Here is a 26,906-nt window from a genome sequence, read left to right on the forward strand (position 1 = left end):
CCTGATCGGTGCCTGCGCGTTCCGTCAGCGTTTGAGAGGGCGCTGGAAGGCATTCAAGCGCGGCTGCTCGACAGGCTCGGCGAATTCGTCCGCCCGTTTCCGGTTGCTGCGGCAGGTAAGGCGCGGGATTGAGCGGGGTTCGAGTGCCGATTTACCTCGACAACAATGCGACGACGCGGACCGATCCATCCGTCGTGCAAGCCATGTTGCCGTTCTTCACCGAGCAATTTGGCAACGCCTCCTCCGCCCATGCGTTTGGCGGCGAAGCCGCAGCCGCGCTGAAGCAGGCGCGGCGTAGCTTGCGGGGGCTGCTGGGGATTGCCTACGATCATGAAATCGTTTTCACCTCCGGTGGGACCGAGGCTATTAATGCCGCCATCCTCTCCGCGCTTGCGACCCAGGATGGTCGCGACGAGATCGTTACCACCTCGGTTGAGCATTCGGCTGTCCTTGCGCTGGTCGAGCAACTGGCGACAAGAGGCGTCAAGACGCATATCGTACCGGTAGATTCCCGCGGCCGGCTTGACATCGAGGCGTTTCGCTGTGCGCTCGGGCCACGCACGGCGATTGCCTCCATTATGTGGGCCAACAACGAGACCGGCACGATTTTTCCTGTGGAGTTTCTCGCCGGCTTGACACGTGAGGCGGGTGCGCTGTTTCACACCGATGCGGTCCAGGCCATGGGCAAGGTGCGCGTTGACCTAAAGGACAGTGCGATCGATATGCTGTCGCTGTCCGCACACAAACTGCATGGACCCAAGGGAATCGGCGCGCTCTATCTGCGCAAAGGGACCAAGTTCCGGCCGCTGATCTGGGGCGGAGCACAGGAACGACGGCGCCGCGGCGGAACTGAGAATATTCCCGGCATCGTCGGTCTTGGAAAGGCTGCGGAGCTCGCGGTGGAGCGGCTCGAGCCGGAGCGCGTTCGCATTGGTGCGTTGCGCGACCGCCTGGAGCAAGGGATCTTGCACAATGGCGGGTGTGTTGCGCTTGGTGACGTCAGCAACCGGCTGGCGAACACGGCCAATATTGCCTTCGACCATCTCGATGGCGAAGCAATCGTCCATCATCTTGATCGTGCGGGCATTGCCGTGTCGCTCGGATCAGCCTGCAGCTCCGGCTCAATGGAGCCATCGCATGTTCTGCGCGCCATGCAGGTGCCGCCGTGGAGCTTGCGCGGCGCCGTGCGCTTTTCTCTGTCGCGTGAAACCTCCGTCGCGGAGGTCGATGCGGTCGTGTACGCACTGTCCGACATCGTGGCTCGCCTGCGCGCCACCCCGGGGGAGTCTGCCGGTCTGCCCGGCTATGCGTCATAGTCGAGGGAGTTGAGCTTGTGAAAATCATGATCCGCCGCTCTCCGGATGCGGGCCTGTCGATCTACGTGCCGAAGAAGGATCTCGAAGAGCCGATCGTGGAATCCGAGTACGAGACGCTCTGGGGCGGCTGGATCAAAATAGCTAATGGTTGGGTGCTCGATTTGCCCGAGATGGCGAGCGACACACCATTGCCGATCACAATCAACGCCAAAAAACGGGGCGAGAACGGGGACGATCCGTGAAGGCGCCCCCGCAGATCGATTTTGTCAATGCGACCGATGCAGAGGCCATTCTCGCGGACGTCGCTGCCGGGCTGAGGGCCAACAGCGTTGTTCCCTATCTCGGGCCTGGCCTCGCCGAACTCTCCAGACCCGAGGTGCCGACGACACCCGAGGCGTTAGCCGGCTTCTTCGCCAGCAAGATTGCGCTGCCGCGGCGGGCCAAGGGCAATGCGTGGGCGTCGGCGCAGCATATCGAGATCAGCAAACATCGTTCTACCGTGACGGCATTGATGGCGCATGCCTTCGCTCCGACGGTCGAGCCGACGCGGTTGCACCATCATCTTGCGTCTCTGTCGCTGCCCGTCATAGTCGACGCATGGTACGATGGCGCGATGCGCGCGGCGCTGGACAAGCGCGATGGATGGGGCGAAGTGCAGGGCATCACCCGCGTCGGCATCGGCGAAAGCAGTTGGTATCGCTTTTATGACTCGGTTGGCCGAGAGGTCGACAGTGTCGTGGCCGGCAGCTGGGCGACGGTGCTGTATAAGCCGCATGGCGGCGTGCAGCCGGCCAAGAACTTCCTGATCTCTGACTCGGACTATGTCGAGGTGCTGACCGAAATCGATATCCAGACACCGATACCTGACATCATCAAGGAAAGGCGGAGCGGACAGAGCTTTCTGTTCATCGGTTGTCGTTTCAACGATCAATTGTTGCGTAGCTATGCGCGGCAGATCATCAAGCGTTCGGCCGACACGCACTATGCGATCGTTGATCCGGACGCGCTCTCACGCAACGAGCTCTGTTTTCTGCTCGAGCAGGGCCTGACGCCGCTTGTGATTGGGCTCCCTCGCGCGGTGGAGATACTGCTCACCAATTGACAGCGCTGTGAAGCCGGATCGCCCAGCTCATATCGGCCTATTATGAGAGGCCGCAATCCGCAAAAGGCCATGCAGATGTAGCTGGGTCCCCGCGGGCTAGCGCGAGAATGAATGCGCCCGCCTTGGAGCTCGGTGTCAAAATCACGACGTACCTGTCGCATTGCCAACAGGCGCCAGCGTCGTTCATTTGCGCTAACTCGTTGATGTATGGCTGCAACGCGATCGTCTTCGTCATGGCATGTGAGTTGCTACACCTCATCTTGAGGCTCGCTCAGGATTTGTTCGGGGGAGCCGATGATGCCTGCGGGGAGAAATGAAAATGAATGCGGTCGTCGGGCGCAGAACATATGCCAACGGTGCGGTAGCTAGCGGCAAGATGATGCAGCCTGCCTCCGAGCATAAGGGCTGCCGCACGTCAGCCAACAGCGGCCAGGCCAGCTGCGGCTCACGGGCAGTCCAAGGCGATCTGCCGACCGGGATCTGGGAAAAGGTGAAGAACCATCCCTGCTACAGCGAAGAGGCGCATCATCATTACGCCCGCATGCATGTTGCGGTAGCGCCAGCCTGCAACATCCAGTGCAATTACTGCAACCGCAAATACGACTGTGCCAATGAATCGCGTCCGGGCGTGGTGAGCGAGAAGCTCACCCCTGAGCAGGCGGTGAGAAAAGTGCTCGCGGTCGCGAGCACCATTCCACAGATGACGGTGCTTGGCATCGCCGGTCCGGGCGATCCCTTGGCCAATCCAGAAAAGACGTTCAAGACGTTCGACCTGGTCGCCAAGGCGGCTCCCGACATCAAGCTATGTCTGTCGACCAACGGACTGGCGCTGCCGGACCATATTGACACCATCGTCAGGTCCAGAATCGAGCACGTCACCATCACCATCAACATGATCGATCCCGAAATCGGCGCAAAGATCTATCCGTGGATCTTCTTCAACCACAAGCGCTACACCGGCATCGACGCGGCGAGGATACTCGCCGATCGTCAGCTGCGAGGTCTCGAGATGCTCAGCGAGCGGGGTATCCTGTGCAAGGTCAACTCGGTAATGATCCCACAGATCAACGACCATCACCTGGCCGCGGTTAACAAGGCGGTGAAGTCACGCGGCGCCTTCCTTCACAATATCATGCCGCTGATCTCCGCGCCCGAGCACGGCACAGTATTTGGCCTCAACGGGCAGCGGGGCCCGACCGCTCAGCAGTTGAAGGAGCTGCAAGATGCTTGCGAAGGGGAGATAGCCATGATGCGGCATTGCCGTCAGTGCCGCGCCGATGCTGTGGGTTTGCTCGGAGAGGATCGTAGCGCAGAGTTCACCACCGGCCAAGTCATGAAAATGGACATCAAATATGACCTCGAGATGCGCAAAGCTTATCAAGAAAGGGTGGAGGATGAGCGTGCCGCCAAAGTCACGGCCAACCAAGACGGGCTTGCGAAATTCACCGGCGAGATGAGCGAGATCACGCTTCTGGTCGCAGTCGCAACCAAAGGCTCCGGGCTGATCAACGAGCACTTTGGGCATGCAAAGGAATTTCAGGTGTACGAGCTTTCCACATCCGGGGTCAAATTCGTCGGCCACCGTCGCGTGGATGTCTATTGCCAAGGCGGTCATGGTGAGGAGGATAGGCTTTCGACCATCATCCGTGGCATCTCTGACTGCCATGCGGTGTTCGTTGCCAAGATCGGCGGCTGCCCGAAAAGCAATCTGATCAAGGCTGGAATCGAGCCGGTCGATCAATATGCGCATGAGTACATCGAGAAGTCGGCGATCGCTTGGTTCAGGTCTTATCTTGACAGGGTGAAAAGCGGCGAGATCCAGCACGCCAAGCGCGGCGACGCCGCGATTCGGCAGGGGGCCCTGATCTCGGCGGCGTAAGGGGGGTTATGTGCCATTCAAGATCATTGCCTCGCAATGTACGAGCTGCTCGGCCTGCGAACCCCTATGCCCGAATGTTGCAATCTCGGAGAAGGCGGGGAGCTTCGTCATTGAACCGGCGAAGTGCACCGAATGCATAGGCTATTTCGAGGAACCGCAATGTGTCGCGGCCTGTCCGGTCGACGGTACCTGCGTCATTGACACGTCCCGGCCGCGTTACCAGGCGCAAGCCTAAAGAATGAATCCCATGATCGGCATGCCAAGAGTTGTTGCTGAAAACGTCGCAAGCTTCGTGCTGCGCGTTGGCGGCGCCGCAGGCGCCGACGTTCGACAGGATCTCGCCTGCGCCGGTCCGAGCGGCGTCCTTGCATGTCCACGGGGGAGCGGAGCGTGAGCAGCATTGTTCGCGACAGCGACGTCGTCGAGCTCGGTGGGCCGCCTGTCTTCAACTTTGGCGAAAAAGTGCGAGCCAATCGTACCATCCGCAATGATGGCACCTATCGCGGCAAGGCGATTGGCGACATTTTGGTCAAGAAGGGAGACGTAGGTTACGTCATCTCGATCGGCACGTTCCTGCAGCAATTCTACATCTACGGGGTCGAGTTTTTGGAAAGCGGCTACCGCGTTGGCATGAAGCGCAAGGAACTCGCGCCGGTGGACGCGTGCGAGGAGACGGATGATCTGCCATTGCCGGAAGAGGCCGTGTCATGACTGAGTCCGGCTTTCCGAAATATCGGCGGGGCCAACGCGTCAAAACCGCAGTCGACATCATCAACGATGGCTCTTTTCCCAATACGGAGCCCGAGGGGCTCTTGCTCGGCGCCGGAGCGACCGGCGAGATCATCAGGGTCGCTATCCATACCGAAGCGAACGTGCCGATCTATACGGTCGATTTTGGTGAGCGGCTGCTCATCGGCTGTCTTGAAGAAGAAATCACAGTGCTTTGAAGGAAGGCTTTCGCGATGAATGCCGCGCTGATGAGGAAGGCAAAGACCGGGCTGGTGCCTCACCCAAACGAGCTCGATCGCAAGCGGATCGAGCGCGGCTTGAGCTTGCGCAAGCGCTATCTCTATGTCTCGCCGAACGTGACGCCGGTGAGGGGAGGCTATCTCGTCGAGAGTCCCTGTTGCTCGCGCAATATCGACAAGGATGGCGGTCTAGTCGATGTCGCGTTGATTCTTTATGATGCCGTGAGCGGAATCTGGAAGCTGTTTTGCAAGAACCACGCGCAAGGAATCTGGGAATTTTACAGCCTCTACCACCGCCTCACTTCAGCAATCGACGAATTGAACGCGGATCCGGAGCGTCTGTTCTGGCGATGACGAACCGCCATTGACGAGCGATAAAGGAGCCACGATGGCGCTCACTGCCGAGGAGTTGATCGAAATCGAACGGCTGCTTGCGGACGCTGGCGCCGAGACGAGCTGTTTTGTCGAGCTATCGCGCCGCTTCCCGCAGCTTGCCTGGGCGCGCTGTGATGCCTCGGATGTCGCGGATCAGCCGTTCCGGCAGTTTCCTCGTTTCGACTTGCATTTGCTCGATGGGTCGGATCACTGCGTGCAGATTACGGCCGATCCGACGCGGGCGACCGGCATCGTATTGGCGAAAAGGAATGTTGCGCGGTGAGCGGCATTGAACTCGCAAAGCGTCCGCTTGATGGCGCGGACAGTGAGGAGGCAAATACATCCTTCATTCCACTGTCCGATCCCGATATCACCTTCGCCGAGCTCTCTGCTGTGGAAACACTGCTGTGTTCGCCGCAAATTTCCAATGGGCGGATCACTGAAGCGTTCGAGCACGCTTTCGCGGCCTATCTTGGCCGCAAATATGCGGTCGCGGTCTCGAGCGGCACCATCGGGCTCCTGCTTGCGCTGAAGACGCTCGGCGTCGGACCGGGGCAGGAGGTCATTGCCTCACCCTATTCCTTTCGCGAGACGATCCATGCTATCGGTCTCGCGGGCGCACGGGCGGTCTTTGCCGACATCGACTATTGGTCGGGGACATTGGTCCCAGCGAAGGCCGAAGAGCGCATCACGGTCAACACGCGGGCGATTGTCGCCGGCAATGCCAACGGTCATCCTGCGCCATGGTCGGAGCTGCGCGCGATCGCGCAGCGCCATCAGCTGCCGCTTTTGGAGGATTCCACCGAGGCGATCGGATCGAGCTACAAGGGCGAGCTCGTCGGCCGGTTTGGCGACCTGGCGGTGTTCGACTTTGCCCAGCCCTGGCCCTAAGCTGTGGCGAGGGCGCAATGGTCGTGACCGACGATATCGACATCGCGGTTGGCTTGCGTCACCATCGCGCCCATCGCCTGGACGAGCGGTCGTCCGTTGTCGTCGGCGCCACGGCACCCTACCAGTGCGGCATGAGCGATCTCACGGCTGCCTTGGGGCTGGCTCAGCTCAAGCGCCTCGATGAAATCCTGGAGCGTCGTCGATTGGTCGAGCAGCTTTACAACGCGCATATGCAATCATTTGAAGGCATCAAGCCGCCTTACGTTGGCCCCGATGTGACCGAGGTGAACTGGTTGCTCTATCTCGTCCATCTGGGAACGCGCTTCACGCGATCCGGCCGCGATGCCATTGTCGATGATCTGCGCGCCGCCCAGGTCGAAGCCGCCGCCTATAGCCATCCGCTGCACTTGCAACGCCACTATTTCGACCTCGGCTATCGACGTGGCGATTTCCTGGTTGCGGAAAAGATCGCCGATCGCGCTCTGGCGCTGCCGTTTCACACCCATCTCACCAACAATAAGATCGAGTTTGTCGTCGAGACCATGAAAGATGCGTCGATCAACGTGGGCGCGGGTGCAGCGATCTACTGAGATGCTCGTCATCCACTTCATGAACGAACGATGATTGAATAGCGATGATCGCGGTATTGTCATTGCGCAAATCCAGCAAAGCGACCCTGGGCAGGCCGTTTGTGGCGGCGTTGCTTCGCGCGCAGATCACCGTCCCACGCAGATGCGGGGGCGGGGCGGATGCTGCTGGAGTCATATTGTCGTCTGGGAAGGGCGCGGGAATGCTCCAGATGAGAGCGCGATGAAAGCCTGTTCGAAGTAGCGAAAGGTGCCGTCTCCAACCCGCCGCTCGGGGCCCACGCGCCAGGTGCTCGAAACCAAGGACGTCACAATCGAGATCCTCGGTTTTGGCTTTGACCTAGGATTGACCAAATAAGGGGTTGCTATGAACTCACCACAAGTCATCATTCACGTCCGCTTCGCTCCGAACGGGAGGGTGGTCCAAATCAGCGAGCGCCCGGCGAAGCTCACGCCGAACCAATGGTTTGACGTTCTCAACGCCCGTGCCAGTTCGACCTATCGGCCGCTCGCTCGTGGCCGTGGCGTTTTTCGGCTGACCCGGACCGCGATCGAAGCCTTCAAGCAGGAAACTGCGAGGCCGGGATGAGCGAAGGGATGATCGGCAACCTGAAGAGCGATCAGATCGAGGTGTTCGCCGTCTGTCCCGCCGATGCCATCGAGCGGAGTGGCGCCAGGGGCTTTAGCCTGTCGCGGATCGATGATAGCGGCGCGAGCCGGCCGTTTCCGATCATTGTGGTGCGCACGTTCGGCAACGAGTATTTCGGGTATGTCAATCGTTGTCCGCATGACAGCGCCTGGCTCAACATCGGCTCCGGTGAATTCTTCTCTCCAGACCGCTCCTTTCTCAGATGCGGGCGGCCCGGTGCGAGATTCGAGATCGACACTGGAGTGTGCATCGATGGGCCCTGCAATGGGCAAGCGCTTGAGCCGGTCGCACTCGCCGTGATCGAAGGTGACGTCTGCCTGTGCGGCGTCAAGCTGCTGGAGGACGATCGGTTTCCAACCCGTTCGAGGACAGTGACGAAACCATGGATATTGCGATCCATCCCGATTAATAGGCCTATCGCTTGGCTGTTGCTTCAAGGTGCTTAGGCGCCTTGTTGCCGGATAAAGCCGTCATACTCGTGAGTGTTGACGCAGACGGTGTTGCCGCTTCTGAACGTGTGAGAACAAACGCGCTGCCAGCCAGATTCCGGTCGTGCATCCGGCGATCTCCGCGGCACCAAGGAGGTGCTCTGGCGCTGGGGCCTTTTCCGTTCCGATGAAATCGGAACGGGGTTTCGATTCCTGTTTTGACGCGTTTCCTTTGCGCGAACCGGCATCCACTTCGCTCGAACATGTTCTCGCCCACCAAATGGACCGGGCAGGCCAAGACGCGCGTCTTGCTGCCGGCGGATACAATATGCTCGAGAAGGAAATGCCCTCGGCGGCTACAAGTCCGCCGAGGGCACCGTCTGGGCTGGGAGAATGGGAGGACCCAGACTGGCAGGACCGTTTGGGCAGAGAAATGACGATCCTGTGTCAGAAGTTCTTGGGCGTCCGCCGAAGCTGGCGTTGGTGCCCGCGCTGCAATTGCAATGCCAAACCTCCGTTCATGCGACGTCCTCGGTGAGTTCCGCTGCCACGGTCAGCCGACGGCGCCGGTTAAGGTCGAATGCATCGACGAGCACGTGCGCGTGGTCGAGCTCATCGTTCGGCAAGATGCCGCAAGCGCATCTCGAGGTATCGCGCGCGAAGCGGAGGGCGCAATCTGGCCTTGTGTTGCAGGTTTGCCGTTGCTGCCAATTGAGAGTTTGTGGGCGGGCCTGCCCTGTAGCGTCAAACGTGGCTCGGTGATCACCTGCGCCTCGTCGGAGCGCTCGCGATTGGGCGTTATCTTTGACGCAAACGATAGATCGGCAGCGACACGAGCGCAGGGTTTAGCCGTTTGGCGAGGAAGATACGGTGCGCGCGCGGCTGGACGATGCAGCTAGGCCATCACGCCTTGGGCGAGCGATCAATCCGTCGGGCCGATCGCTCCGCGAGAGGGGACGAGAGTCATGAAGATCGTTGCCTATTCCGCGAAATGATCGTGCAAGAGCTGGACAGACCAACCGAGAATCTCCGCCCGTTCCGCGTGCGAACCGCGGAAGCTTGAAGCAGGCAGCTCAAACGCGATTCAACGTTTGTCGCGTCCGAAACAGAAAGGAACGACCCTGTCGCAACCTCGGCAAGAATTGTCAGTCGCGCCGGGGCAGAGCAAGGGATCGTCGCAAAAACCAGCATTTACGCATCTGGTGCGGAACTTGCTTGGAGAAGTTGGATGGTCGACTAAGGGATGCGGGAGCAAAAAGATTGCGATGACGGGAGAAGACGTTGAATCCGATCAAGGAGACTGTCCCAGACGTGGAAGTATCTAACGCCGATCGTCCGATGACATTCACAATGGCGCCCGCTCGTCTTGCCTGCCTTCGCACGTTCGAGTGGGACTCCGTAGCATCAATTGGTCGATGCGGCGTTTAATTGAAGAATGGATTGTGGGGCGATGCGCTCGGATCTTGTCTCTTTTCAGATGAAACCCATCGATTACAGGATAGGCGCATGAACGCAGAAACCGAATTCGAGCTTCCTCAACTGTATAGACATCATGTCTTTGCCTGCAACACGCAGCGTCCGCCGACTCATCCGCACGGCAGCTGCGGCGCCTCGGGCGCGCAACCCTTGTGGGATCGGATGGGTAAGGCGATCGAATCGCAAGGCCTCAACGATGTCGGTTTCACGGTGGCGGGCTGCCTCGGCTTTTGTAATTCCGGCCCCCTGATGGTCATCTATCCCGACGGAGTCTGGTATCGCGCGACCACGCCTGAGGACGTTGACGAAATCGTAAACTCTCATCTCAAGCAAGGCAAACGTGTCGACCGCCTCGTGATGGTGCTAAAGCGCAGCTAGAGGCATCGCTTAGCGCCGCTTGGCTCGGGCTATCAAGTGTGTACGGCTTATCCGTCCAACGGTTGGCATCTCGGAGCTGTTTGATCTGAAGATGAACGGGTGACCTTCGACGCCGGGACGCGCGCAACAGCAGGCATCGACCTTGTCGTTATGGCCTTGAATTTTATCGGGATGTTCGGCGAGAAGCGGGTTGGATCAGAGTGCTGCGCTTAATCGAAGTCGACGGGGCCTGAGTGTCAAGTCTTCTGTGACGCGGTCTGCCCCGTAGCACGGTGCGCCGGCTTAAATTCCTGCCTTTGATAAGCAAGTCGGCCCCGGGCAACGAATCAAGAGCGCGATCTCATCGATCACTATTTGCTCGATTGGCTGGCGTTCCGTCACTTCATGCCACCAATCCGCAGCTCACAACGCGAGCAATGCTGCGGGTGGCTTCCAGTGTCCGGCGAGATGACGCATCTTTGACGCGCCATCTCGCTTGCTGCTGACCAAACCAATCCTTTCCCTGGCTCCCGTTTTGGCGGCAGAACTTGTTCCTGCGTCAGAATTTGTAAGTGATGCCGCCGCTGACAAGCCATGGGTCGATATTGGCGCGCCCGGTGACGGCAATCGCATTGTTTACGGTCGCCGAATAATCCGGACGCAGCCACAACTTCTTCACGTCGAAGTTGAGGCCCCAGTGACGGTCAAGCATGTAATCGAAGCCGAATTGGACCGCGGCGCCAAACTGGTTTCTGATGTGCAAATCTGTCACTGCAAGGCCCGCGAGCGACGTATTGGCTGCGGTTTGGTTGAAAAACACGGTGTAGTTGATGCCCGCGCCGATGTAGGGCTTGAGCGGCCCGAAATCGGTGAAGTGATATTGCAGGGTCAACGTTGGCGGCAACAGCCAAGCTTTGCCGATATCTAGCCCATTGAGCGTGCCGTTGCCGCTGATGTGATGACTGGTCACGCCGAGAATGAGTTCTGCGGCAATATTCTTTGTGAAGAAATAGGTGATGTCGAGCTCCGGTATCGCTTGATCGCTGATCGACAGCCGAGAACTTGGCGAGGACAGCGGCGGCGCCCCGGCGACGTTGACCGAGCTGCCTGCGGTATCCGGCAAAACGCCAAGCACGCGCAGGCGGATCATCCACGGATTGAAGGGTTCGATCGGGGGGGATTTGTAATAGACCGGCGCGCTGGCCAGATCCGCGGCCTGTACCGAGATGCTAGCGGCACTGAACGAGGTCGCGAGCGCGAGCAACGATGCCGTCCTCAGAATTGTTCTTGGTCTCATCGAGTTCTCCATTCCAAAGTTCGCGCGAAGAGTCGCGCGAGACCTCTGTCACACATGGGGGATGGCGAAGGATTTGATGACGGTCAAAATGGAGCCGCCGTAGCGCAATTATGCAGCAAAGTTGCAAATGGATCACGACAGCGGAAAGTCGATCTGTTCGGATCGCTATTCAATTCAATCTTCGGTCTGAGCTGTTCAAGAAACTGTTTTCGGCTTTGTGTTTGGATGCAATCCAGGCCGCAGGGGGCATGAGGATCAGGGCGGTCGAACCGCGGCGGCATCTCTCACACCGCAAGCGCCGGAGAGGCTGTATTCACCCCGAGTGCGGCATGAGAGCACTTTGTTACGGGGAGCCACTCACGCCGGCTTTGTCAGCGAAGGACCTGTCGGCTGCTCCTGAGGGAGCCGGAAGCGAAAACGTCGTTGTTCGCATCATCGGCTGGCGTGGTCGTACGAACGATCTTTTCCTCACATCTGTGGACAGCGCGTGGCCGTTCTTTCGTACGAGCATCGCTCGAGATCATTTAGCGTCGTCCGGCCAAGCAGCGACAGCACGAGCTCATGATCGAATCCAGCGCATCTTGCACTGCCGACGTCGATCAGCGGTCGTCGGATCAGGAGCGGATCGCGCAGCATCAACGCGAGCGCACTCGGCGCGTCGATTGCGTCGGGATTGACTTCGCTTGACTTGATACGGGGCGCGGCTCGGTTGAACCAGGATGCGATCGGCATATTGTCGAAGAAGTGTCGCAATTCCTCGGCCCCCCATTGTTCCTTCAAGATATCCTTCGCTATAACGTCGTGGCCAGCGACCTTCAGCGCCTGCATCTGACGCGCATTGGTAACGCAGCCGGACTTTTGATAAAAGATGATTGTCGCCATATCTGCCTTATGCGGGTATGCTGAACTGAGCGATCGGTGCGTTGCCGCAGCGTCCGGGAGCGTATTCGACTTGCTCGCGAGCCATCTCCGAAGTCAGCGGCTTGACCAGCGTACCGCGTGCGCCGGCCTCATGCGTTCGATGGACATGGCCTCCTTGGTTGTTCGCAAACGATCAAGATCCGAGCATCTTTGAAACTGAGCCGCTAACTCATCAATGAGCGTCGGCGCCTTATGTCTCAGAAAGGGAGCGCCGAGCAGGACTACATCTGGCTTCAACCCATAGGCGCCCTCGGAAAGGCGTCCTGCGGCGTTTTCAACTCATGCGTCCCGATCTGATCATACTGCATCAATTGCAGAGGCGCGCGGGCTGATCTCGTCATCGTCGACCACGCACCCGTCGACGGTCCACTACCGTCGAGGTTCCGAGTCCGATCTGCATCGTCCCTCTCCTCAAATTGCCGACAGCTGGCTTCGCAAGAAAGGTAGCAAGTTCCGTTCCACAGATGAGGGTAGGCACCGGACCAGGCCACGCCAAGCCAAGCCAAGCTGGCTTCTTCCGGTTGATGGTTCTCGCCCTTGTTCGCTTTCTGACAGCGCGCAGATGCTGTCAGCTCCAATACAGCTGGGATGACCCTCCGGCGCGTTGGTTTTCAAAACGTAATCAGAAGCTTAATGGGCGCGCGCAACCGTTGGCATGGCGGTTGCTAGTAGGCGGCAGCAACACTGAGTGAGGGCTGAGTGCACGCCGACGTCTAAGACGAGCGATGCGCTCCTTCCCTTGAACCCGTGTGCCCCGTTTCTGCGAGAGAAACGAGCTCGCGCGTGAGAAGTGCGCAACTTTTGGCAAATCGGTTGATGGAGAGAGCAACATGTCTTCACTGAGACAAATCGCGTTCTACGGAAAGGGCGGCATCGGCAAGTCCACGACTTCGCAGAACACACTAGCGGCGCTGGCCGAATTGGGTCAGAAAATCCTGATTGTGGGGTGCGATCCTAAGGCGGACTCCACCCGCCTGATCCTGCACGCCAAAGCACAGGACACGATTTTGAGCCTCGCAGCGAGTGCCGGCAGCGTGGAGGACCTCGAACTCGAGGACGTGATGAAGGTCGGCTACAAGGACATCCGCTGCGTCGAGTCCGGTGGTCCTGAGCCGGGTGTCGGCTGCGCCGGCCGCGGCGTCATCACCTCGATCAATTTCCTGGAGGAGAACGGCGCCTATGAGAACATCGACTATGTCTCCTACGACGTGCTTGGCGACGTCGTTTGCGGTGGCTTTGCGATGCCAATCCGCGAGAACAAGGCGCAGGAGATCTATATCGTGATGTCGGGGGAAATGATGGCGATGTATGCCGCAAACAACATCTCCAAGGGTATCCTGAAATACGCCAACTCTGGCGGTGTGCGACTGGGCGGCCTAATCTGCAACGAGCGGCAGACCGATAAGGAGCTGGAACTGGCGGAGGCGCTGGCCAAGAAGCTGGGCACTCAGCTGATCTACTTCGTGCCGCGCGACAACGTGGTGCAGCATGCCGAGTTGCGCCGCATGACGGTGTTGGAGTATGCGCCCGACTCGCAGCAGGCCGATCACTATCGCAATCTCGCGACCAAGGTTCACAACAATGGCGGCAAAGGGATCATTCCGACCCCGATCTCCATGGACGAGCTCGAGGACATGCTGATGGAGCATGGCATTATGAAGCCCGTCGACGAATCCATCGTCGGCAAGACCGCTGCCGAACTCGCGGCCTCGTAAAGGTCGCGAGTCGCGGCCTTGCGAAGGCGCGCGACGGATGCCGGTCTCCCCCAACCCCCATCCGGGGAGGCCGGCATTCTGACGATCGACCCGTGGCCAAGACCAGGACGGTGCGGGTAAACCTGACCGCCGTGGAAGCCACAAAATCATGCCCGAAGCGCACTTCCTTTCGTTGATGGCTGCCTGTGCCGTTGATGCGAACAGCCAGATGCATAGGGGAATTGCAACCTACCGCCTGCTCACCGGTGTGGCTCCTACAGATGCCGACATTGCCACAGACAGCAATTTCGATTGCCATGTCCTGGCGTCTATTCTAGCGGCTGCCACGTTGGACGGTGGTCCGCTTCCCGAGAAGGCCGGCCTGTCCGGCCACGAACTGGTGGCCTTGCTGAAGCAGTACTTTCCGTCGGTTGAGATCAAGCTCGCGGAGCAGCTCCTGGCCTTCAAGTCCGATGAGAACGACGAGATCGCAATGGTGCGCGATCTCTTGCTCAAGCAACGCTCGACGAAAGGCGATATCGGCCGCTGGCTGGCAGCGATGATCGCGCGCCGCGCCATTGAGCCAGACCACCTGTGGGAAGATCTCGGATTGCGCAATCGTGCCGAACTGTCTCGGCTGCTAAGCCGCCATTTCGCGCCGCTCGCCCTGCGCAATGTCAACAATATGCGCTGGAAGCGCTTCTTCTACCGCATGCTGTGCGAGGATGAAGGCCTCATGATGTGCACAACGCCGGTGTGCACGCAATGTAACGACTTCAACCTCTGCTTTGGCGAAGAAAGCGGCGAGAGCCGGATGGCCGAGCGCAGGCGTGACTTTCTGTTGCAGGCAGCTCGTCCGGCCGTCGACGGTGACTGGCCCATCTGAGCTGTCACAAGGATTCTCGATCACCGCGCCGTCCGAGAACGCTTGGCCGGGGTTGGCGTGCGTCGCAGGAGGTCAAGGCGCGGCCGACGTCGTCTCGATGCGAGCGAGCGACCATGTGACCGAGGCGGTACCGGGCCCAAATGCTCCGCGACAATTCGTTCATCCTGCACGCTGCAATCCGAGCTAACTCCCAGTTCGGCGTGGCAAGCGGCATGGTGAGGCGTCCGCTTAATGCGCCTGTCGCGTTTGCGACAATCCGGTAGAGGAGGAAAGCGGAGATACTTCAATCGGTTGTCGGGGATGACGGGCTGGCATGCGGGTTGCTGAAGCATATGCTGGTCAAAACAATGAGGAGCCCTTTCGTGATGGCCGCCACCACTGCCGCCAAACCCGCTTGGTCCGAGCAGGCGCGCACCGAGCCGACCGTGCTCAACGACACGACGCTGCGCGACGGCGAGCAGGCGCCTGGCGTTGCGTTCACCACAGAGGAAAAGCTCGCGATCGCGCAGGCGCTGGCGCGAGCCGGGGTCAGGGAGATCGAGGCGGGAACGCCCGCGATGGGCGACGAGGAGATCGCCGCTATCCGCGCCATTGTCGAAGCGGATCTTCCGCTGACCACCATCGGCTGGTGCCGGATGCGGGAGGCGGACGTCGACGCCGCGATCGAAGCGAAGGTGTCCATGATCAATATGTCGATCCCGGCGTCCGATGTGCAGATCGCGGCCAAGCTTGGCGGTCATCGCGACCTGGCGCTGGAGCAGGTGAGGCGGGCGGTAGGTTACGCCCGTGAGCGGGGACTTGAGGTCGCTGTCGGCGGCGAGGACTCCTCCCGCGCCGACATCGATTTTCTCATCAGACTGATGGCAGCGGCAAGAGCGGCGGGCGCGCGTCGCTTTCGTATTGCTGATACGCTCAGTGTGCTCGATCCCGACACAACCTACGCGCTGGTCAGGAATTTGCGCGCGACCACCGATCTCGAACTCGAATTCCACGGCCACGACGATCTCGGCCTCGCAACCGCCAATACGCTTTCCGCCATCAAGGCGGGCGCGAGCCACGCCTCGGTGACCGTCATCGGGCTGGGCGAGCGGGCCGGAAATGCTCCGCTCGAGGAAGTCGCGGTCGCGCTCAGGCAGCTCTACGGGCGCGAGACCGGCATCATACTGCCGGAGCTCGAGAATGTCGCCGCGGTGGTGGCGTCCGCGGCTGCACGTGCGATTCCTCTGAACAAGGCCATTGTCGGAGAACATGTATTTACGCACGAATCCGGCATTCATGTCGACGGCCTTTTGAAGGATCAACGCACCTATCAGTCGCTTGATCCCGTTTTGCTGGGGCGCCGCAACCGTTTTGTGATCGGCAAGCATTCCGGGCTCTCGGCGATCACCGCGTTGCTCAATGAATTGCAGCTCGTCGCCAGCGCCGATCAGGCCAGACAGATCCTCTCGCAAGTCCGCAAACATGCCATCGCGCACAAACTGCCGGTCGAGCGCGAAACGGTGGCGGCAATCTGGCGCGATGTGTGCGGATGCTTGGCGACCGACCCCGCGTGAAGAGCCGTGCCCAGCATCGTTTTCGCCGAATGTTCGAAATCCAAAGGGCCGCAAGGACGGTGTCCGATGTCGCTGATGGGCGGGAACGACCGCCTGCCTGCGCATGCCAGATTCCCTGGCGCGATCTCAGCTCCAGACCTTGCTGTCCGTTCCGGCATAGATGCTGTGATCTGCTATCCGATGGCGAGCCGTCCTCGGACTGCCAGGCGGCGTCTTTCCGTGCAGCTGTTGTTCCGGTCCGGCTACGTTCTGACGAGCGTCAACATTGATCGCGGTCTGACCATTGATCCATCTTCATTGGCGCTGGCGTCACCGGCGAAGCTGCCGATGTGGGCAGCAATGGTGAGGGGCGGCTTTCCGGAGCCCGGCTTCGGCGGCGCGCAGCAGCTGTGCGGGCTCGGGGCTGCGACAGGATCGTCAGGCGGCTGCCGCATTTCGTCGAATGTCGACGCGCTAACCCAAGGGAGATTTTACGATGAGCAACTCATGCCCGCCAACCGGTATCCTGGATCGGCTCAGCAAGGCCTCGTCGGCGGAAGAGTTCTTCTCGCTGCTCGGCGTCGATTACGACCCCAAGATCGTCAATGTCGCGCGCCTTCATATCCTAAAGCGCATGGGACAATATTTCGCAAAAGAGCAATTTGCTGGTGCCGCCGAGCCGGAAGTCAGAGCTCGGTGCAAGGCGATGCTGGAGGAGGCCTATGCCGATTTCGCGGCATCGTCACCGATCGATCAGCGAGTGTTCAAGGTTTTGAAGGATGCCGTCGCGGACCCTACGAAGCCGGCGGCCTTTGTCCCATTGAGTGCGCTGAAGTGATCTCGTGCTCCGCTGCAGCGCGATTTCTCCCAAGTGGCGTGGTGACGGTCCCTTGTGCAGACTTCGTCTTCATCCAGATCAACTCCCTGCAGCGATGACTCGAGCGGCGCTGTCGTATTCCCGACCCATGTCTGGAGTGGTCGTGTCCGCGGTGTCAGCAGTCATCTTAAGCGTATTCCAAGTCATTGCTTTCGCCCGATTTTCCTTGGTTCTTGCAACTGGTACGACACTTGCTGTTGTCGTGCCAATCCCGTCATGGATGCCGACAGATGGTAGCCGTCCGAGATGAATTTGAAGGAAGACCTATGGCGTTGCTTCTGCTGCCGGTCGAGCGCTGCGGCATCATCTCGTGGCTCACGCTGGCGCCAGTGCCGTTCGAAATGGCCTTTGACGCGATTGAAGCCAGCATCGACCGTGAGATGGTGGTCAATGGGTAAGTCGCTCGTCCACGATACACCTGGAGCGGGTATGCAGATAGTCGTCCGCTTCCAGCAGGTCCCCGAATCCGCGCAGGCCCGCATCCATCCCATGGTCGACATGCGTCAGGACGAGGCACGAACGTCGGCTTATGCGAGTTGTCGGCGCTGGAGGCCGGGCACGGATTGCGTGGCAAGTGCAGTGGCAAGATCACTCTGGTCGTCACAGTCAATGAGGAGCGCTAGGCCGAAAGCAAGGTGCAGGTATTGCGCAGTAAGCGGACTTGCCGACCCAAGGATCGAAGCGACCAGTCAGATTTACCGCAGCGGCCCGGCCGCCGCCGTGGAGCTCGCCAAATGGAGCGCGCAAGAGACCGGTGTCGAGAACCTCTCAAGATCAGGCCCGTCCGGTACGTCTAGCGCGGCGAGGCGTCTCGTTGCGCGGTCGGGCCGCACCGAGCAGACGGGGCGGGCAAGCCGCCGGCCACCCGCTGATCAAAAGTGATCCTCAGTTGACCGAAGTAGAACGCAATCCTGTGGCGCAGGCGCGCGTAATTTTTGAGGGGAATTTAAAGCATGAGCAATGTCACCAAAACCGCCGTGCCGGCGGCGGCCGGCCGCGCAGCAGCCAAAAAGGAGCTGCCGGAGCACTTTAAGGCCTACAAGCATGTCTGGGTCTTCGTCGAGCAGGAGCGCGGCCAGGTGCATCCGGTGTCCTGGGAGCTCATGGGTGCGGGGCGCAGGCTCGCCGACAGGCTAAAGGTGAATCTTGCCGCGGTCGTTATCGGTCCGGAGGGGCAGCCCACGCGTAACGCCGCGCTTGAATCCTTCTGCTATGGCGCCGATCTGGCCTATCTCGTGAGCGACAATGTTCTGTCGGATTATCGCAACGAATCCTATACGAAAGCGCTTACCGAACTCGTCGACACCTACAAGCCGGAAATCCTGCTGTTGGGTGCGACGACACTCGGTCGAGATCTCGCAGGCTCCGTGGCGACGACCTTGTTGACGGGGCTCACTGCCGACTGCACCGCGCTTGACGTCGACGCCGATGGTTCGCTTGCGGCGACGCGTCCGACCTTTGGCGGCTCGCTGCTCTGCACGATCTATACCTTGAATTATCGTCCGCAGATGGCGACCGTCCGCCCGCGCGTCATGCCCATGCCAGAGCGCGTCGCACGCGATGCCGCTCGCATCATCATCCACCCGCTTGGCCTTGTTGAAGACGATATCGTCACGAAAGTGCTGTCGTTCATCCCCGATCGCGATTCAGAAACGTCCAATCTGGCCTATGCCGATGTCGTGGTTGCCGGCGGCTTGGGACTGGGATCGCCTGAGAATTTTCGGTTGGTGCGCGAGCTCGCAATTCTGCTTGGCGCGGAGTACGGTTGCTCGCGTCCACTGGTGCAAAAAGGGTGGGTTACGTCTGACCGGCAGATCGGCCAGACCGGAAAGACCATCCGGCCAAAGCTCTATATTGCTGCCGGCATTTCCGGCGCGATCCAGCACCGGGTTGGCGTGGAGGGCGCGGATCTGATCGTCGCCATCAACACTGACAAGAACGCGCCGATCCTCGACTTTGCCCATGTCGCGATCGTCAATGACGCCATTCAATTGCTACCGGCACTGACGGCCGCATTTCGCGCCAGGCTTTTGCCGAATTCGCGCGCCCGGATCGCGGTCTAGAGGAGATGATGATGATTGAAGAGAGGTTCGATGCGATCGTGGTCGGAGCCGGCATGGCCGGAAACGCGGCGGCGTTGACCATGGCCAAGCGCGGCATGAAGGTGCTGCAGCTCGAGCGGGGCGAATATCCCGGATCGAAGAATGTGCAGGGCGCAATCCTCTATGCCGACATGATGGAAAAGCTGATTCCCGAGTTTCGCGAGGAGGCACCGCTCGAACGGCATCTGGTCGAACAGCGATTCTGGATAATGGATGATCGATCCCATGTCGGCATGCATTACCGCTCGGATGACTTCAACGAGGAACGGCCGAACCGCTACACGATCATACGCGCGCAGTTTGACAAATGGTTCTCGTCGAAGGTGAGGGAGGCCGGCGCGACCGTGCTGTGCGAGACGACAGTCACCGAGCTCGCACGGGACGACCGTGAGAGGGTCGTCGGAGTTCGTACGGATCGCCGCGACGGCGAAATACATGCCGACGTCGTCGTGCTGGCGGAGGGTGTTAACGGCCTGCTCGGGACCCGCGCGGGGCTGCGCGCGCGGCCGACACCCGATAACGTTGCGCTCGCGGTGAAGGAAATGCACTTTTTGCCGCGCGAGACTATCGAGGCGCGTTTCAATCTTAAGGGCGATGAAGGCGTCGTCATCGAGGCGGCCGGTACCATTTCCCGCGGCATGACCGGAATGGGTTTCATCTATGCCAACAAGGAGTGCATTTCGCTCGGCATCGGTTGTCTCGTCGCCGATTTCCAGCGCACCGGCCAGACGCCTTACGGCATGCTCGATCATTTCAAGCAGCATCCGTCCGTGGCGCCGCTGATCGCAGGTTCCGAAGTCAAGGAGTATTCGGCGCATCTCATTCCCGAAGGCGGTTACAAGGCGATCCCGCAGCTCCACGGTGACGGCTGGGTGGTGGTGGGGGACGCGGCGCAGCTCAACAACGCCATTCATCGCGAGGGTTCGAATCTTGCGATGACCTCAGGCCGCATCGCGGCCGAAGCGATCGTTCAGGTGAAATCGCGCCGCGAGCCGATGACCGCGACAAATCTGTCACTCTACAAGAAGATGCTTGACGACTCTTTCGTCATCAAGGATCTCAAGAAGTACAAGGATTTGCCGACGCTGATGCACACGCATTCGCAAAACTTCTTTCTTACCTATCCGCAGCTTATCTCCAAGGCGATGCAGAACTTTGTGCGCGTCGATGGTACGCCGAAGGCTGAGAAGGAGAAGGCGACCCTGAAATCGTTTGTCAGGGCGCGGTCATGGACAGGTCTGTTCGGCGATGCGTGTCGGTTTGCCCGGGCCTGGCGCTGACCGGCAACAGCTTAAGTTCACCAATGGAAGGTCAACGCATGAATGTCGAACCCTCAATGCGCGTCGAAGACAAGCTGTACTACAACCGCTATCTTGTCGATGTCGGTCATCCCCACGTCAAGGTGCGCGCACACACGACGCCGTCACCACAGCTACTTGCGCTTTTGAAAGTCTGCCCCGCGCGATGCTACGAACTCAACGACAATGGCCAGGTCGAGATAACGGTCGACGGCTGCATCGAGTGCGGCACCTGCCGCGTGATCGCCGAGCCAACCGGCGACATCCAATGGAGCCATCCGCGCGGCGGGTACGGAGTGCTGTTCAAGTTTGGGTGAGAATGGAACGAAGAACTGTGGTGTGATCGCCAAAATAGACGGGGGATCTCACCGGCGCATTCCGCCTCCCCTGCACATGGGGTAAGATTCGAGCGAGGCTGGCACCTCAAGGGTACGCCCCGCAAGCTCGGTTTACGCGAAGGACTGGTTGCGGCGCCATTGAGTGGCGCCAGGCGTCGATCCGGTGGCAAGGGGAATCAGCCCGTCGTCTGGGAAGGGGTAGGCCCAGCGGCCTCGATCGCAACCGCCACTGACTGTACGATCGCAGCAAACCGCACCGCGGTCTGGATCGCCTCGGAACTGACGCCCGCGGCTCGCAGCGTCTTCTCGTGGGCGTCGATACAGGCACCGCAGCCGTTTATGGCTGAGACCGCCAGCGACCACAGCTCGAAGTCGGACTTGTCCACGCCGGGATTGCCGATCACGTTCATGCGCAGCCGGGACGACATCGTCTTGTAATCCGGGTTGGAGACGAGGTGAACGAAGCGATAGTAGACGTTGTTCATCGCCATCACAGAGGCTGCGGATTTCGCTGCGGAAATTGCCACAGGCGTCATCACCGCGGCTGCAGCCGATTCCATCGCGGCAATCAGGGCTGCGTTGCGGGTGGCAATCGCGCTCGCCAGAAGTAGTCCGTATTGTCGCTGCGGCGAGAGCGTCTCATCGGCCAACAAGGAGGTCAGGTTGAGCCTGACGTCCTTGGCGAAATCGGGAATAGTTTCATTCAACTGTTCGATCGACGACATGCTGCCTCAAGCAACCTTCAGGGTTTCGCCGCCGACTTCGCGGTTGCAGGGACAGAGCTCGTCGGTTTGCAGCGCGTCCAGAACGCGGAGCGTGTCCTTGGGGCTGCGCCCGACATTGAGATTGGTGGCATAGACGTGTTGGATTGTGTTGTCGGGGTCAACGATAAAGGTGTAGCGATAGGCGACGCCCTCGGGTGAACGCACACCAAGGCCATCGACAAGGGTTCCCTTTGTGTCGGCAAACTGCCAGATCGGTAGATTGTGCAGGTCGACATGCGAGCGCCGCCAGGCGAGCTTGCAGAACTCGTTGTCCGTCGAACCACCCAGCACGACCGCATCGCGATCGGCGAATTCCTTGGACAGCCGGGCAAACTCGGCGATCTCGGTCGGGCAGACGAAGGTAAAATCCTTGGGATAGAAGAAGATGATCTTCCATCTTTCTGGAAAGCTCGTTTCGGTCAGCGTCTCGAAGGCGCTCTGCCCATTTTCTTCCTGCGCCTGAAAGCCGGGCTTCACGCCCGTGACCTCAAACGGTGGCAACTGACTTCCAATTCCAAGCATGCTGTCCTCACAGGTCTGTTTTATGTAGATCGTGCTGTCACCTGTGAAGCAAGCTATATGCCATGCGTTCTCAAATCCGATTGTCGTGACCACGCCAACCTGGAGCTCTGCTGCAGCATCTACCTTTGCTCGATTGGATCTCAGATCCATATCCAATCGTGCCGCGTGCATGCGCGATGCTCGCGCGCGCGAAACGAATTGATCGAGTGCGCTGTTCAGCTGGGTTTGCGATGCTGAAGCAATTCTGGAACCTAATGGGGTGAGGTGACTGACGCGCTGTAGTGCGCCCAAAATTCTGGCCCTGAGGCGTGCACCACGACTCTGCCCGAGAATGATGGGCGTACGGCACGGCTGGGTGCCAACCTGCAAGTCGCTAGCATGCGCCGGCAGAAGAAGGATTATCATTGGGCGTCTTCGTAGTGGATGGCACCCGGGCGGCGGTTAGGTGATTGGCGGGGGAGGATGCCAGGCAGACCTCAACAGCTCGTCGTCGATCGGCCGGGCTGCAGAACCGACTAAGGGCCTGATAAGGGCTTTGATTGATAGTGCGCGCCGAGCTTGTGGGAGTGGCTTCTCGCGGACTAGACGGTATCATCAGCGCCATCGCAGCGCATCTGCTGGCTCAGAATGTGGAGTGGATGCCGGAGCTAAGGCGCTTTTCGCAGGCGGCGGAGAGGCCCGGCCGGCGCTTTCGGAGCCAGCGTGCCCGATAGTCTCACCGCCGTCATCAAGCTGTCCGGTATCATCGTCGCCAGATAGCCGCACCGGGGACCGAACACCCGGCTGCGCGCCAAGCGCGTGGAGCTGTCGCGCCACCATTCCTCCACGACTTGACGATCGCAAACTAGCAGCGTGCCAACATCCCCGGTGAAAGTTCGCCAGTCGCCAAGGCATTTTCTTGGAACAGCGGTCAGGAGGGGCACGCCGCGGGTGATCGCGTCGACGAATTCGGCGCGCAGGCCGCGGCCAAGCGCTTCTTGTTTGGCGAATTTGCTGATCACGAGGAGATCGACCTTGTCGCGAAGCGCCCGGGAAACGGCAGCTGCGGCCTCGGCAAGTCCATTTGTATCGAGCGTACAGGACATAGCTCCGCTGTCGCGTGGCTTGGAAATCGAGATCTCTTGTCCCGTTGCAACGTCGACTGCAACCATCGCGTGCGTTACGTTTGCGCCCTTGAAGTGTCGCTGGACGATGCCGCCGACGCGTACGCCCTGCCGAGCGAGATCCTGGGCAAAATCGGCAAGCAGCTTATCGACGTCGTGGTTTGGCTGGTACAAAATTGCCGCCACATCATTCGGATCGATTTCTTCAAGAGTGCCGATCATGGCCGTGGTCCTATTGCCGCGCGGTTCTCGTGTCGGCGCTCACCGTCGAACATCTCTAGCTGGTGTGGAAGGGGTTACGAGCAACCGCTCGGGGGCCGCGACCGGCAAGGCGCGCGCGACCTCGGCGAATACGTCCGTTCCATTGCTGAGCTTTAGCGCATCAAAGGAGCGGCGCGGGATGCGGGCCAAAAGCGGTACGCCCGATCGGCCTGTTTCGAGAGCCAGAACCAATGTCACCTCAGCTTCGTCGAACGGCAGAGAAGCTTTGATGCGTGCCGGAAAGATATTGAGGATGGAACTTGCGCGCGGTGCCTCGCACGTGATGCTGACATCGCCGGCTGCAATGCGCAGCCGTAGCTGCGCGCCGGGTCTGAGCGGCGGTCCCGGTATCAACAGACGCGCACCTTTGAGGCGGAGGATGATTAGCCCATAGCGCCCGTCATGGCCGCCGACGATGGTGTCAACGCAAACCGCCGCTTCGTCGCGCGCGGCAAGCGCTGGACCGCTCTGAACGGCATGCAGCGGCCCAGCCGCAGTCACAATGCCGTCTCTCATCATGACGAGATGATCGGCAAGGCGCTCGATATCAGCCATGTCATGGCTGATATAGATCATCGGCAGCGTGAGCTCTTCACGCATGCGCTCGAGAAATGGCAGAATCTCGCGCTTGGCGGGGCTGTCGAGCAAAATGAGCGGGTCGTCCAGCAAAAGTAGCCGAGGTTGGGACAACAGCGCACTGCCCAGGGCAAGTCGCTGTCGCTCGGCCCCAGAAAGAAATGAGGGCTGACGGTCAAGCAATGGCGCCAGGCCGAGCAATTCGACCACACCATCAAAGTCGATCAGTGTCGGTGTTGATTTGGGCGCGTTGTACAGAAGGGTACGCTTGACAGACAAATGAGAAACCAGAATCGGTCGCTGGAATACATATGCGACGGGACGCTGATGAGGCGGCCAAAACGTCGTCTCATCCTGCCAAATCTCGCCATCGATTGCGCAAAACCCGCTCGGTAGACGCTGAACGCCGGCGATGCAGCGCGCGAGTGCGGTCTTGCCGCACCCAGGCGGACCGAAAATGGCCGTGACACCTTTGGCCGGTACGCTGAACTGCGCATCCAGCGGGACGCTGGCCTGAGAGCCGTTGAAGGCGACCTCGATATGGCCAGGTTTCGCGTCTCTCACGTGCCCGTTCCTGCGCTGTATCTTTCCATCAAGGTCACGAGCGGAATGGCTGCAAAGGCGAAGATCACCACGCCGCCGACAATCCGGTCTGTCTCGCTCCAGCGCGGCTTCTCCGTCCCGAGGAGGCCATAAGGTGCGGCGGCAGGATTGCGGATTGACGGTGTTACGGCAGCCGGCATCTTGAGCGCCGGCAATCGAACGCTGCCGCCCGCGCTTGTCGATGACATCGACAAAGCTGGTTCCAGTGTCGCGGGCAGGGCTTGCATCGTTTGGCTGGAGAGGTGTGGCTTCGCGCCAGAGCTCGATACCGCCTCGGCGCCGGCAGTCCGCTTGAAGGGGGCCACAGCTTTCGTAGCCAATGTGATAATTGCGCCAACGCCCATATTCATGGCTTCTGCAATTTGAGGCGCAAGCAGCATCAAAACCAGATCGATTAGGATCAATCGGATAAGCTTCATTGGAACTCCGGCGGTGGTCCGCCGCGACTGCTTTCGTCGCGGCAGCTCCTTGCTCCTCACCCAGCAATCTGCGTGCCGTTCAAAAAAATGGTGCACAGCCCGCTTGGCTCATGGTGAAACGCGCATAGGTCCAAGCCCAGCGTGTGGAATGGCCCCATCGTCTCGTTGGGTTTCAGACGTTCGCGTCGCCAACCGGCCATGCAGGATGGACGAGAAGCTTGCTTGCTTGCGCCGTATTCCTCAGCATTCGACGAACGCCTGGTTCTGGTGCCGTAAGGGCTTTATTTGTCCACAGAGGGCTTTGGCGTTTTCTCAGTACGCGCGGGCAGTATCGGATAATCGATCTTAGGCAGCTGCCCGGTGAGTGAATTCAGAAACGCGACGATGTCGTCTTTTTCCGTATCGTTAAGCTTCACGCCGAGTTGAATCTCACCCATCACGCCAACCGCCTGTTTGAGGCTCCAAACCTGGCCCGAATGGAAGTAAGGGGAGCGCAATGCGACGTTACGCAACGGGGCGGAGCGAAATACATATTCGTCGCCGGGCACGCCGGTGACGGTAAAACGGCCCTTGTCGTCTCGAGGAAGCAGGCTTGCGGCTGGCCTTTCCATCACACCGAACGGGAAGTAATCCTGTCCACCGACGTTGATTCCATTGTGGCAGGAGGAGCATCCCTTCTCGATGAATAGCTTTAATCCTGCCTTCTGTTGATCGCTAAGCGCATGCGCATCGCCCTCGAGATATCGGTCGAAGGCGGCGGCGGGTGTGATCAACGTCGTCTCGAAAGCCTCGATGGCCTTGGCGAAATTTTCAAAGGTAAGCGGCGCCGCATCGTTGGGGAACGCCTTATTGAACATAACGACATAATCGTTCATCGAACTCAACGTGTTGAGCACGTGAGCGGGCGTCGAATTCATTTCTTTACTGGACTGGATAGGGCCCGCGGCCTGGGTCTTGAGGTCTGCCGCGCGACCATCCCAGAACTGCGCCACGTTGAAGACTGCGTTATAGACCGTTGGCGCGCGACGAGAACCCAGCTGCCAGCGATGTCCAACCGACAACGGACCGGCATCTACTCCGCCGGTCCCAAGATTATGACATGTATTGCAGCTAATGACCTCGCTCGCCGATAGCCTCGGGTCGAAGAACAGGGATTTGCCAAGTGTAACCTTTTCGTGGGTGATAGGGTTATCCTTCATCTCAGGAACGACTGAGGGGATCGGCTTAAAAATCCGCCTCGCGGCGTTCATCAAATCATCGTTGGCACTTGCTGTTGACGTGGCCAGAATCCCGGCGGCCGCAACACACAACTTGCCTGCCGTGTAAAGCTCTCGTGCCACTGATTTCCTCATACCGATCTTACCGTCTGTTATCCTAGATCCTGACATCGCGAACATAGCGCGGGATTCACGCGGCCTGCGTCTGCAGAATGGCTGGCAGCAGTCAAAGACAAATGGCGTCTTATATGTTGCGGCTAGGCTGCACCCAGGGCTCACGCTTGCCGCTGTTAGTAGCAACTGCCGTGCCAGTCGGGGTCAAGGGCTGATCTTGTCTCAAGGAACTGCAGACCAGGAGCAGCAGCAGGCGGCCTGAACCTGCGAAATCAACTGTCCGTCACGGATGCGGCGATCACCAGCGCAGGCCAATGCATTTTGGGCCCATCGTCAAACCTTGTGTTCAGGCCG

The 26,906-nt window shown here is 59.7% G+C and carries 27 protein-coding genes and 2 pseudogenes; 21 read left to right on the plus strand and 8 right to left on the minus strand.

From position 1 onward, the window contains the following. Window positions 1-128: 128 nt before the first annotated feature. The 13 genes and pseudogenes from nifS to AAFG13_RS35325 all read left to right on the plus strand — a co-directional run bounded on the left by nifS (window position 129) and on the right by AAFG13_RS35325 (window position 10,049). Window positions 129-1,316, plus strand: coding sequence for a cysteine desulfurase NifS (nifS, locus tag AAFG13_RS35265; protein ID WP_342709677.1), 1,188 nt, complete (start codon window positions 129-131; stop codon window positions 1,314-1,316). A gap of 17 nt (window positions 1,317-1,333) precedes the next feature. Further along, a complete protein-coding gene (gene nifT, locus AAFG13_RS35270) occupies window positions 1,334-1,558 on the plus strand; it encodes a putative nitrogen fixation protein NifT (protein WP_342709678.1) in 225 nt (74 codons plus the stop codon). Continuing rightward, on the plus strand, window positions 1,555-2,418 hold the full coding sequence (locus AAFG13_RS35275) for an SIR2 family protein (protein ID WP_342709679.1): 864 nt from the start codon (window positions 1,555-1,557) through the stop codon (window positions 2,416-2,418). Before nifT ends, AAFG13_RS35275 begins: the two co-directional genes overlap by 4 nt. A 319-nt stretch (window positions 2,419-2,737) precedes the next feature. Further along, a complete protein-coding gene (gene nifB, locus AAFG13_RS35280; protein WP_342709680.1) occupies window positions 2,738-4,297 on the plus strand; it encodes a nitrogenase cofactor biosynthesis protein NifB in 1,560 nt (519 codons plus the stop codon). Between the two features lie 10 nt (window positions 4,298-4,307). Further along, entirely contained in the window at window positions 4,308-4,532 is a 225-nt protein-coding gene (locus tag AAFG13_RS35285; protein ID WP_342709681.1) for a 4Fe-4S binding protein, read from the plus strand. Window positions 4,533-4,687: 155 nt separating this feature from the next. Next, complete coding sequence (locus AAFG13_RS35290) at window positions 4,688-5,008, plus strand: nitrogen fixation protein NifZ (protein ID WP_342709682.1); 321 nt, start codon at window positions 4,688-4,690, stop codon at window positions 5,006-5,008. Then, complete coding sequence (locus AAFG13_RS35295) at window positions 5,005-5,244, plus strand: nitrogen fixation protein NifZ (protein WP_342709683.1); 240 nt, start codon at window positions 5,005-5,007, stop codon at window positions 5,242-5,244. Before AAFG13_RS35290 ends, AAFG13_RS35295 begins: the two co-directional genes overlap by 4 nt. 15 nt (window positions 5,245-5,259) lie before the next feature. Then, entirely contained in the window at window positions 5,260-5,619 is a 360-nt protein-coding gene (locus AAFG13_RS35300; protein WP_342709684.1) for a DUF3024 domain-containing protein, read from the plus strand. 34 nt (window positions 5,620-5,653) lie between these two features. Beyond that, entirely contained in the window at window positions 5,654-5,923 is a 270-nt protein-coding gene (locus tag AAFG13_RS35305) for a hypothetical protein (RefSeq protein ID WP_342709685.1), read from the plus strand. A gap of 5 nt (window positions 5,924-5,928) precedes the next feature. Next, a pseudogene (locus AAFG13_RS35310) lies at window positions 5,929-7,121 on the plus strand (DegT/DnrJ/EryC1/StrS family aminotransferase). A gap of 364 nt (window positions 7,122-7,485) precedes the next feature. Beyond that, window positions 7,486-7,707: a hypothetical protein gene (locus AAFG13_RS35315; RefSeq protein ID WP_342709686.1), complete on the plus strand. Its 222-nt coding sequence runs from the start codon at window positions 7,486-7,488 to the stop codon at window positions 7,705-7,707. Between the two features lie 8 nt (window positions 7,708-7,715). Beyond that, a pseudogene (locus tag AAFG13_RS35320) lies at window positions 7,716-8,176 on the plus strand (Rieske 2Fe-2S domain-containing protein). 1,525 nt (window positions 8,177-9,701) lie between these two features. Beyond that, window positions 9,702-10,049, plus strand: a complete 348-nt coding sequence (locus AAFG13_RS35325) for a (2Fe-2S) ferredoxin domain-containing protein (RefSeq protein ID WP_342709687.1) — start codon at window positions 9,702-9,704, stop codon at window positions 10,047-10,049. A 538-nt stretch (window positions 10,050-10,587) separates the two neighbouring features. Here AAFG13_RS35325 and AAFG13_RS35330 read toward each other — a convergent pair. After that, entirely contained in the window at window positions 10,588-11,337 is a 750-nt protein-coding gene (locus AAFG13_RS35330; RefSeq protein ID WP_342709688.1) for an OmpW family outer membrane protein, read from the minus strand. Window positions 11,338-11,793: 456 nt separating this feature from the next. Then, window positions 11,794-12,207, minus strand: a complete 414-nt coding sequence (locus AAFG13_RS35335; RefSeq protein WP_342709689.1) for an ArsC/Spx/MgsR family protein — start codon at window positions 12,205-12,207, stop codon at window positions 11,794-11,796. 869 nt (window positions 12,208-13,076) lie between these two features. On the opposite strand from AAFG13_RS35335, the gene nifH reads away from it, so the two are divergent. The 8 genes from nifH to AAFG13_RS35375 all read left to right on the plus strand — a co-directional run bounded on the left by nifH (window position 13,077) and on the right by AAFG13_RS35375 (window position 20,952). Then, window positions 13,077-13,961 carry a nitrogenase iron protein gene (nifH, locus tag AAFG13_RS35340; protein ID WP_342709690.1) on the plus strand — a complete coding sequence of 295 codons (885 nt, stop codon included), beginning with the start codon at window positions 13,077-13,079 and terminating at the stop codon, window positions 13,959-13,961. Between the two features lie 148 nt (window positions 13,962-14,109). Then, a complete protein-coding gene (locus tag AAFG13_RS35345; protein WP_342709691.1) occupies window positions 14,110-14,826 on the plus strand; it encodes a nitrogen fixation protein NifQ in 717 nt (238 codons plus the stop codon). A 365-nt stretch (window positions 14,827-15,191) separates the two neighbouring features. After that, entirely contained in the window at window positions 15,192-16,379 is a 1,188-nt protein-coding gene (gene nifV, locus AAFG13_RS35350) for a homocitrate synthase (RefSeq protein WP_342709692.1), read from the plus strand. A 475-nt stretch (window positions 16,380-16,854) separates the two neighbouring features. After that, the gene (nifW, locus tag AAFG13_RS35355; protein WP_342709693.1) at window positions 16,855-17,196 is read left to right on the plus strand and encodes a nitrogenase stabilizing/protective protein NifW; all 342 of its coding nucleotides are present in this window, start codon (window positions 16,855-16,857) and stop codon (window positions 17,194-17,196) included. Window positions 17,197-17,501: 305 nt separating this feature from the next. Continuing rightward, window positions 17,502-17,633, plus strand: coding sequence for a hypothetical protein (locus AAFG13_RS35360; RefSeq protein WP_342709695.1), 132 nt, complete (start codon window positions 17,502-17,504; stop codon window positions 17,631-17,633). Window positions 17,634-18,188: 555 nt separating this feature from the next. Continuing rightward, entirely contained in the window at window positions 18,189-19,298 is a 1,110-nt protein-coding gene (locus AAFG13_RS35365) for an electron transfer flavoprotein subunit alpha/FixB family protein (RefSeq protein ID WP_342709696.1), read from the plus strand. 11 nt (window positions 19,299-19,309) lie between these two features. Beyond that, window positions 19,310-20,617 (plus strand): FAD-dependent oxidoreductase, encoded by a 1,308-nt coding sequence (locus tag AAFG13_RS35370; protein WP_342709697.1) that lies wholly within the window; start codon window positions 19,310-19,312, stop codon window positions 20,615-20,617. A gap of 38 nt (window positions 20,618-20,655) precedes the next feature. Continuing rightward, window positions 20,656-20,952, plus strand: coding sequence for a ferredoxin family protein (locus tag AAFG13_RS35375; RefSeq protein ID WP_342709698.1), 297 nt, complete (start codon window positions 20,656-20,658; stop codon window positions 20,950-20,952). A 197-nt stretch (window positions 20,953-21,149) separates the two neighbouring features. Here AAFG13_RS35375 and AAFG13_RS35380 read toward each other — a convergent pair whose 3' ends face one another. The 6 genes from AAFG13_RS35380 to AAFG13_RS35405 form a co-directional block, all read right to left on the minus strand. Further along, window positions 21,150-21,698, minus strand: coding sequence for a carboxymuconolactone decarboxylase family protein (locus tag AAFG13_RS35380; protein ID WP_342709699.1), 549 nt, complete (start codon window positions 21,696-21,698; stop codon window positions 21,150-21,152). A gap of 6 nt (window positions 21,699-21,704) precedes the next feature. Next, a complete protein-coding gene (locus tag AAFG13_RS35385) occupies window positions 21,705-22,259 on the minus strand; it encodes a peroxiredoxin (protein ID WP_342713458.1) in 555 nt (184 codons plus the stop codon). A 647-nt stretch (window positions 22,260-22,906) separates the two neighbouring features. After that, window positions 22,907-23,584 carry a DUF2478 domain-containing protein gene (locus tag AAFG13_RS35390; protein WP_342709700.1) on the minus strand — a complete coding sequence of 226 codons (678 nt, stop codon included), beginning with the start codon at window positions 23,582-23,584 and terminating at the stop codon, window positions 22,907-22,909. A 39-nt stretch (window positions 23,585-23,623) separates the two neighbouring features. Beyond that, window positions 23,624-24,763 (minus strand): molybdenum ABC transporter ATP-binding protein, encoded by a 1,140-nt coding sequence (modC, locus tag AAFG13_RS35395; protein WP_342709701.1) that lies wholly within the window; start codon window positions 24,761-24,763, stop codon window positions 23,624-23,626. Then, window positions 24,760-25,221, minus strand: a complete 462-nt coding sequence (locus AAFG13_RS35400; RefSeq protein ID WP_342709702.1) for a hypothetical protein — start codon at window positions 25,219-25,221, stop codon at window positions 24,760-24,762. Before AAFG13_RS35400 ends, modC begins: the two co-directional genes overlap by 4 nt. 281 nt (window positions 25,222-25,502) lie before the next feature. Then, window positions 25,503-26,573 carry a cytochrome-c peroxidase gene (locus AAFG13_RS35405; protein ID WP_342709703.1) on the minus strand — a complete coding sequence of 357 codons (1,071 nt, stop codon included), beginning with the start codon at window positions 26,571-26,573 and terminating at the stop codon, window positions 25,503-25,505. Window positions 26,574-26,906 lie beyond the last annotated feature (333 nt).

This window comes from Bradyrhizobium sp. B124, from assembly GCF_038967635.1.
Classification (GTDB): Bacteria; Pseudomonadota; Alphaproteobacteria; order Rhizobiales; family Xanthobacteraceae; genus Bradyrhizobium.

Bases quoted from the DNA above. Each gene is read 5' to 3' on its own strand.
- nifB (WP_342709680.1), top strand. From the start codon at position 2,738: ATGAATGCGGTCGTCGGGCGCAGAACATATGCCAACGGTGCGGTAGCT.
- AAFG13_RS35295 (WP_342709683.1), top strand. From the start codon at position 5,005: ATGACTGAGTCCGGCTTTCCGAAATATCGGCGGGGCCAACGCGTCAAA.
- AAFG13_RS35300 (WP_342709684.1), top strand. From the start codon at position 5,260: ATGAATGCCGCGCTGATGAGGAAGGCAAAGACCGGGCTGGTGCCTCAC.
- AAFG13_RS35305 (WP_342709685.1), top strand. From the start codon at position 5,654: ATGGCGCTCACTGCCGAGGAGTTGATCGAAATCGAACGGCTGCTTGCG.
- AAFG13_RS35315 (WP_342709686.1), top strand. From the start codon at position 7,486: ATGAACTCACCACAAGTCATCATTCACGTCCGCTTCGCTCCGAACGGG.
- AAFG13_RS35325 (WP_342709687.1), top strand. From the start codon at position 9,702: ATGAACGCAGAAACCGAATTCGAGCTTCCTCAACTGTATAGACATCAT.
- AAFG13_RS35330 (WP_342709688.1), bottom strand. From the start codon at position 11,337: ATGGAGAACTCGATGAGACCAAGAACAATTCTGAGGACGGCATCGTTG.
- AAFG13_RS35335 (WP_342709689.1), bottom strand. From the start codon at position 12,207: ATGGCGACAATCATCTTTTATCAAAAGTCCGGCTGCGTTACCAATGCG.
- nifH (WP_342709690.1), top strand. From the start codon at position 13,077: ATGTCTTCACTGAGACAAATCGCGTTCTACGGAAAGGGCGGCATCGGC.
- AAFG13_RS35345 (WP_342709691.1), top strand. From the start codon at position 14,110: ATGCCCGAAGCGCACTTCCTTTCGTTGATGGCTGCCTGTGCCGTTGAT.
- nifV (WP_342709692.1), top strand. From the start codon at position 15,192: ATGGCCGCCACCACTGCCGCCAAACCCGCTTGGTCCGAGCAGGCGCGC.
- nifW (WP_342709693.1), top strand. From the start codon at position 16,855: ATGAGCAACTCATGCCCGCCAACCGGTATCCTGGATCGGCTCAGCAAG.
- AAFG13_RS35360 (WP_342709695.1), top strand. From the start codon at position 17,502: ATGGCGTTGCTTCTGCTGCCGGTCGAGCGCTGCGGCATCATCTCGTGG.
- AAFG13_RS35365 (WP_342709696.1), top strand. From the start codon at position 18,189: ATGAGCAATGTCACCAAAACCGCCGTGCCGGCGGCGGCCGGCCGCGCA.
- AAFG13_RS35370 (WP_342709697.1), top strand. From the start codon at position 19,310: ATGATTGAAGAGAGGTTCGATGCGATCGTGGTCGGAGCCGGCATGGCC.
- AAFG13_RS35375 (WP_342709698.1), top strand. From the start codon at position 20,656: ATGAATGTCGAACCCTCAATGCGCGTCGAAGACAAGCTGTACTACAAC.
- AAFG13_RS35380 (WP_342709699.1), bottom strand. From the start codon at position 21,698: ATGTCGTCGATCGAACAGTTGAATGAAACTATTCCCGATTTCGCCAAG.
- AAFG13_RS35385 (WP_342713458.1), bottom strand. From the start codon at position 22,259: ATGCTTGGAATTGGAAGTCAGTTGCCACCGTTTGAGGTCACGGGCGTG.
- AAFG13_RS35390 (WP_342709700.1), bottom strand. From the start codon at position 23,584: ATGATCGGCACTCTTGAAGAAATCGATCCGAATGATGTGGCGGCAATT.
- AAFG13_RS35400 (WP_342709702.1), bottom strand. From the start codon at position 25,221: ATGAAGCTTATCCGATTGATCCTAATCGATCTGGTTTTGATGCTGCTT.
- AAFG13_RS35405 (WP_342709703.1), bottom strand. From the start codon at position 26,573: ATGAGGAAATCAGTGGCACGAGAGCTTTACACGGCAGGCAAGTTGTGT.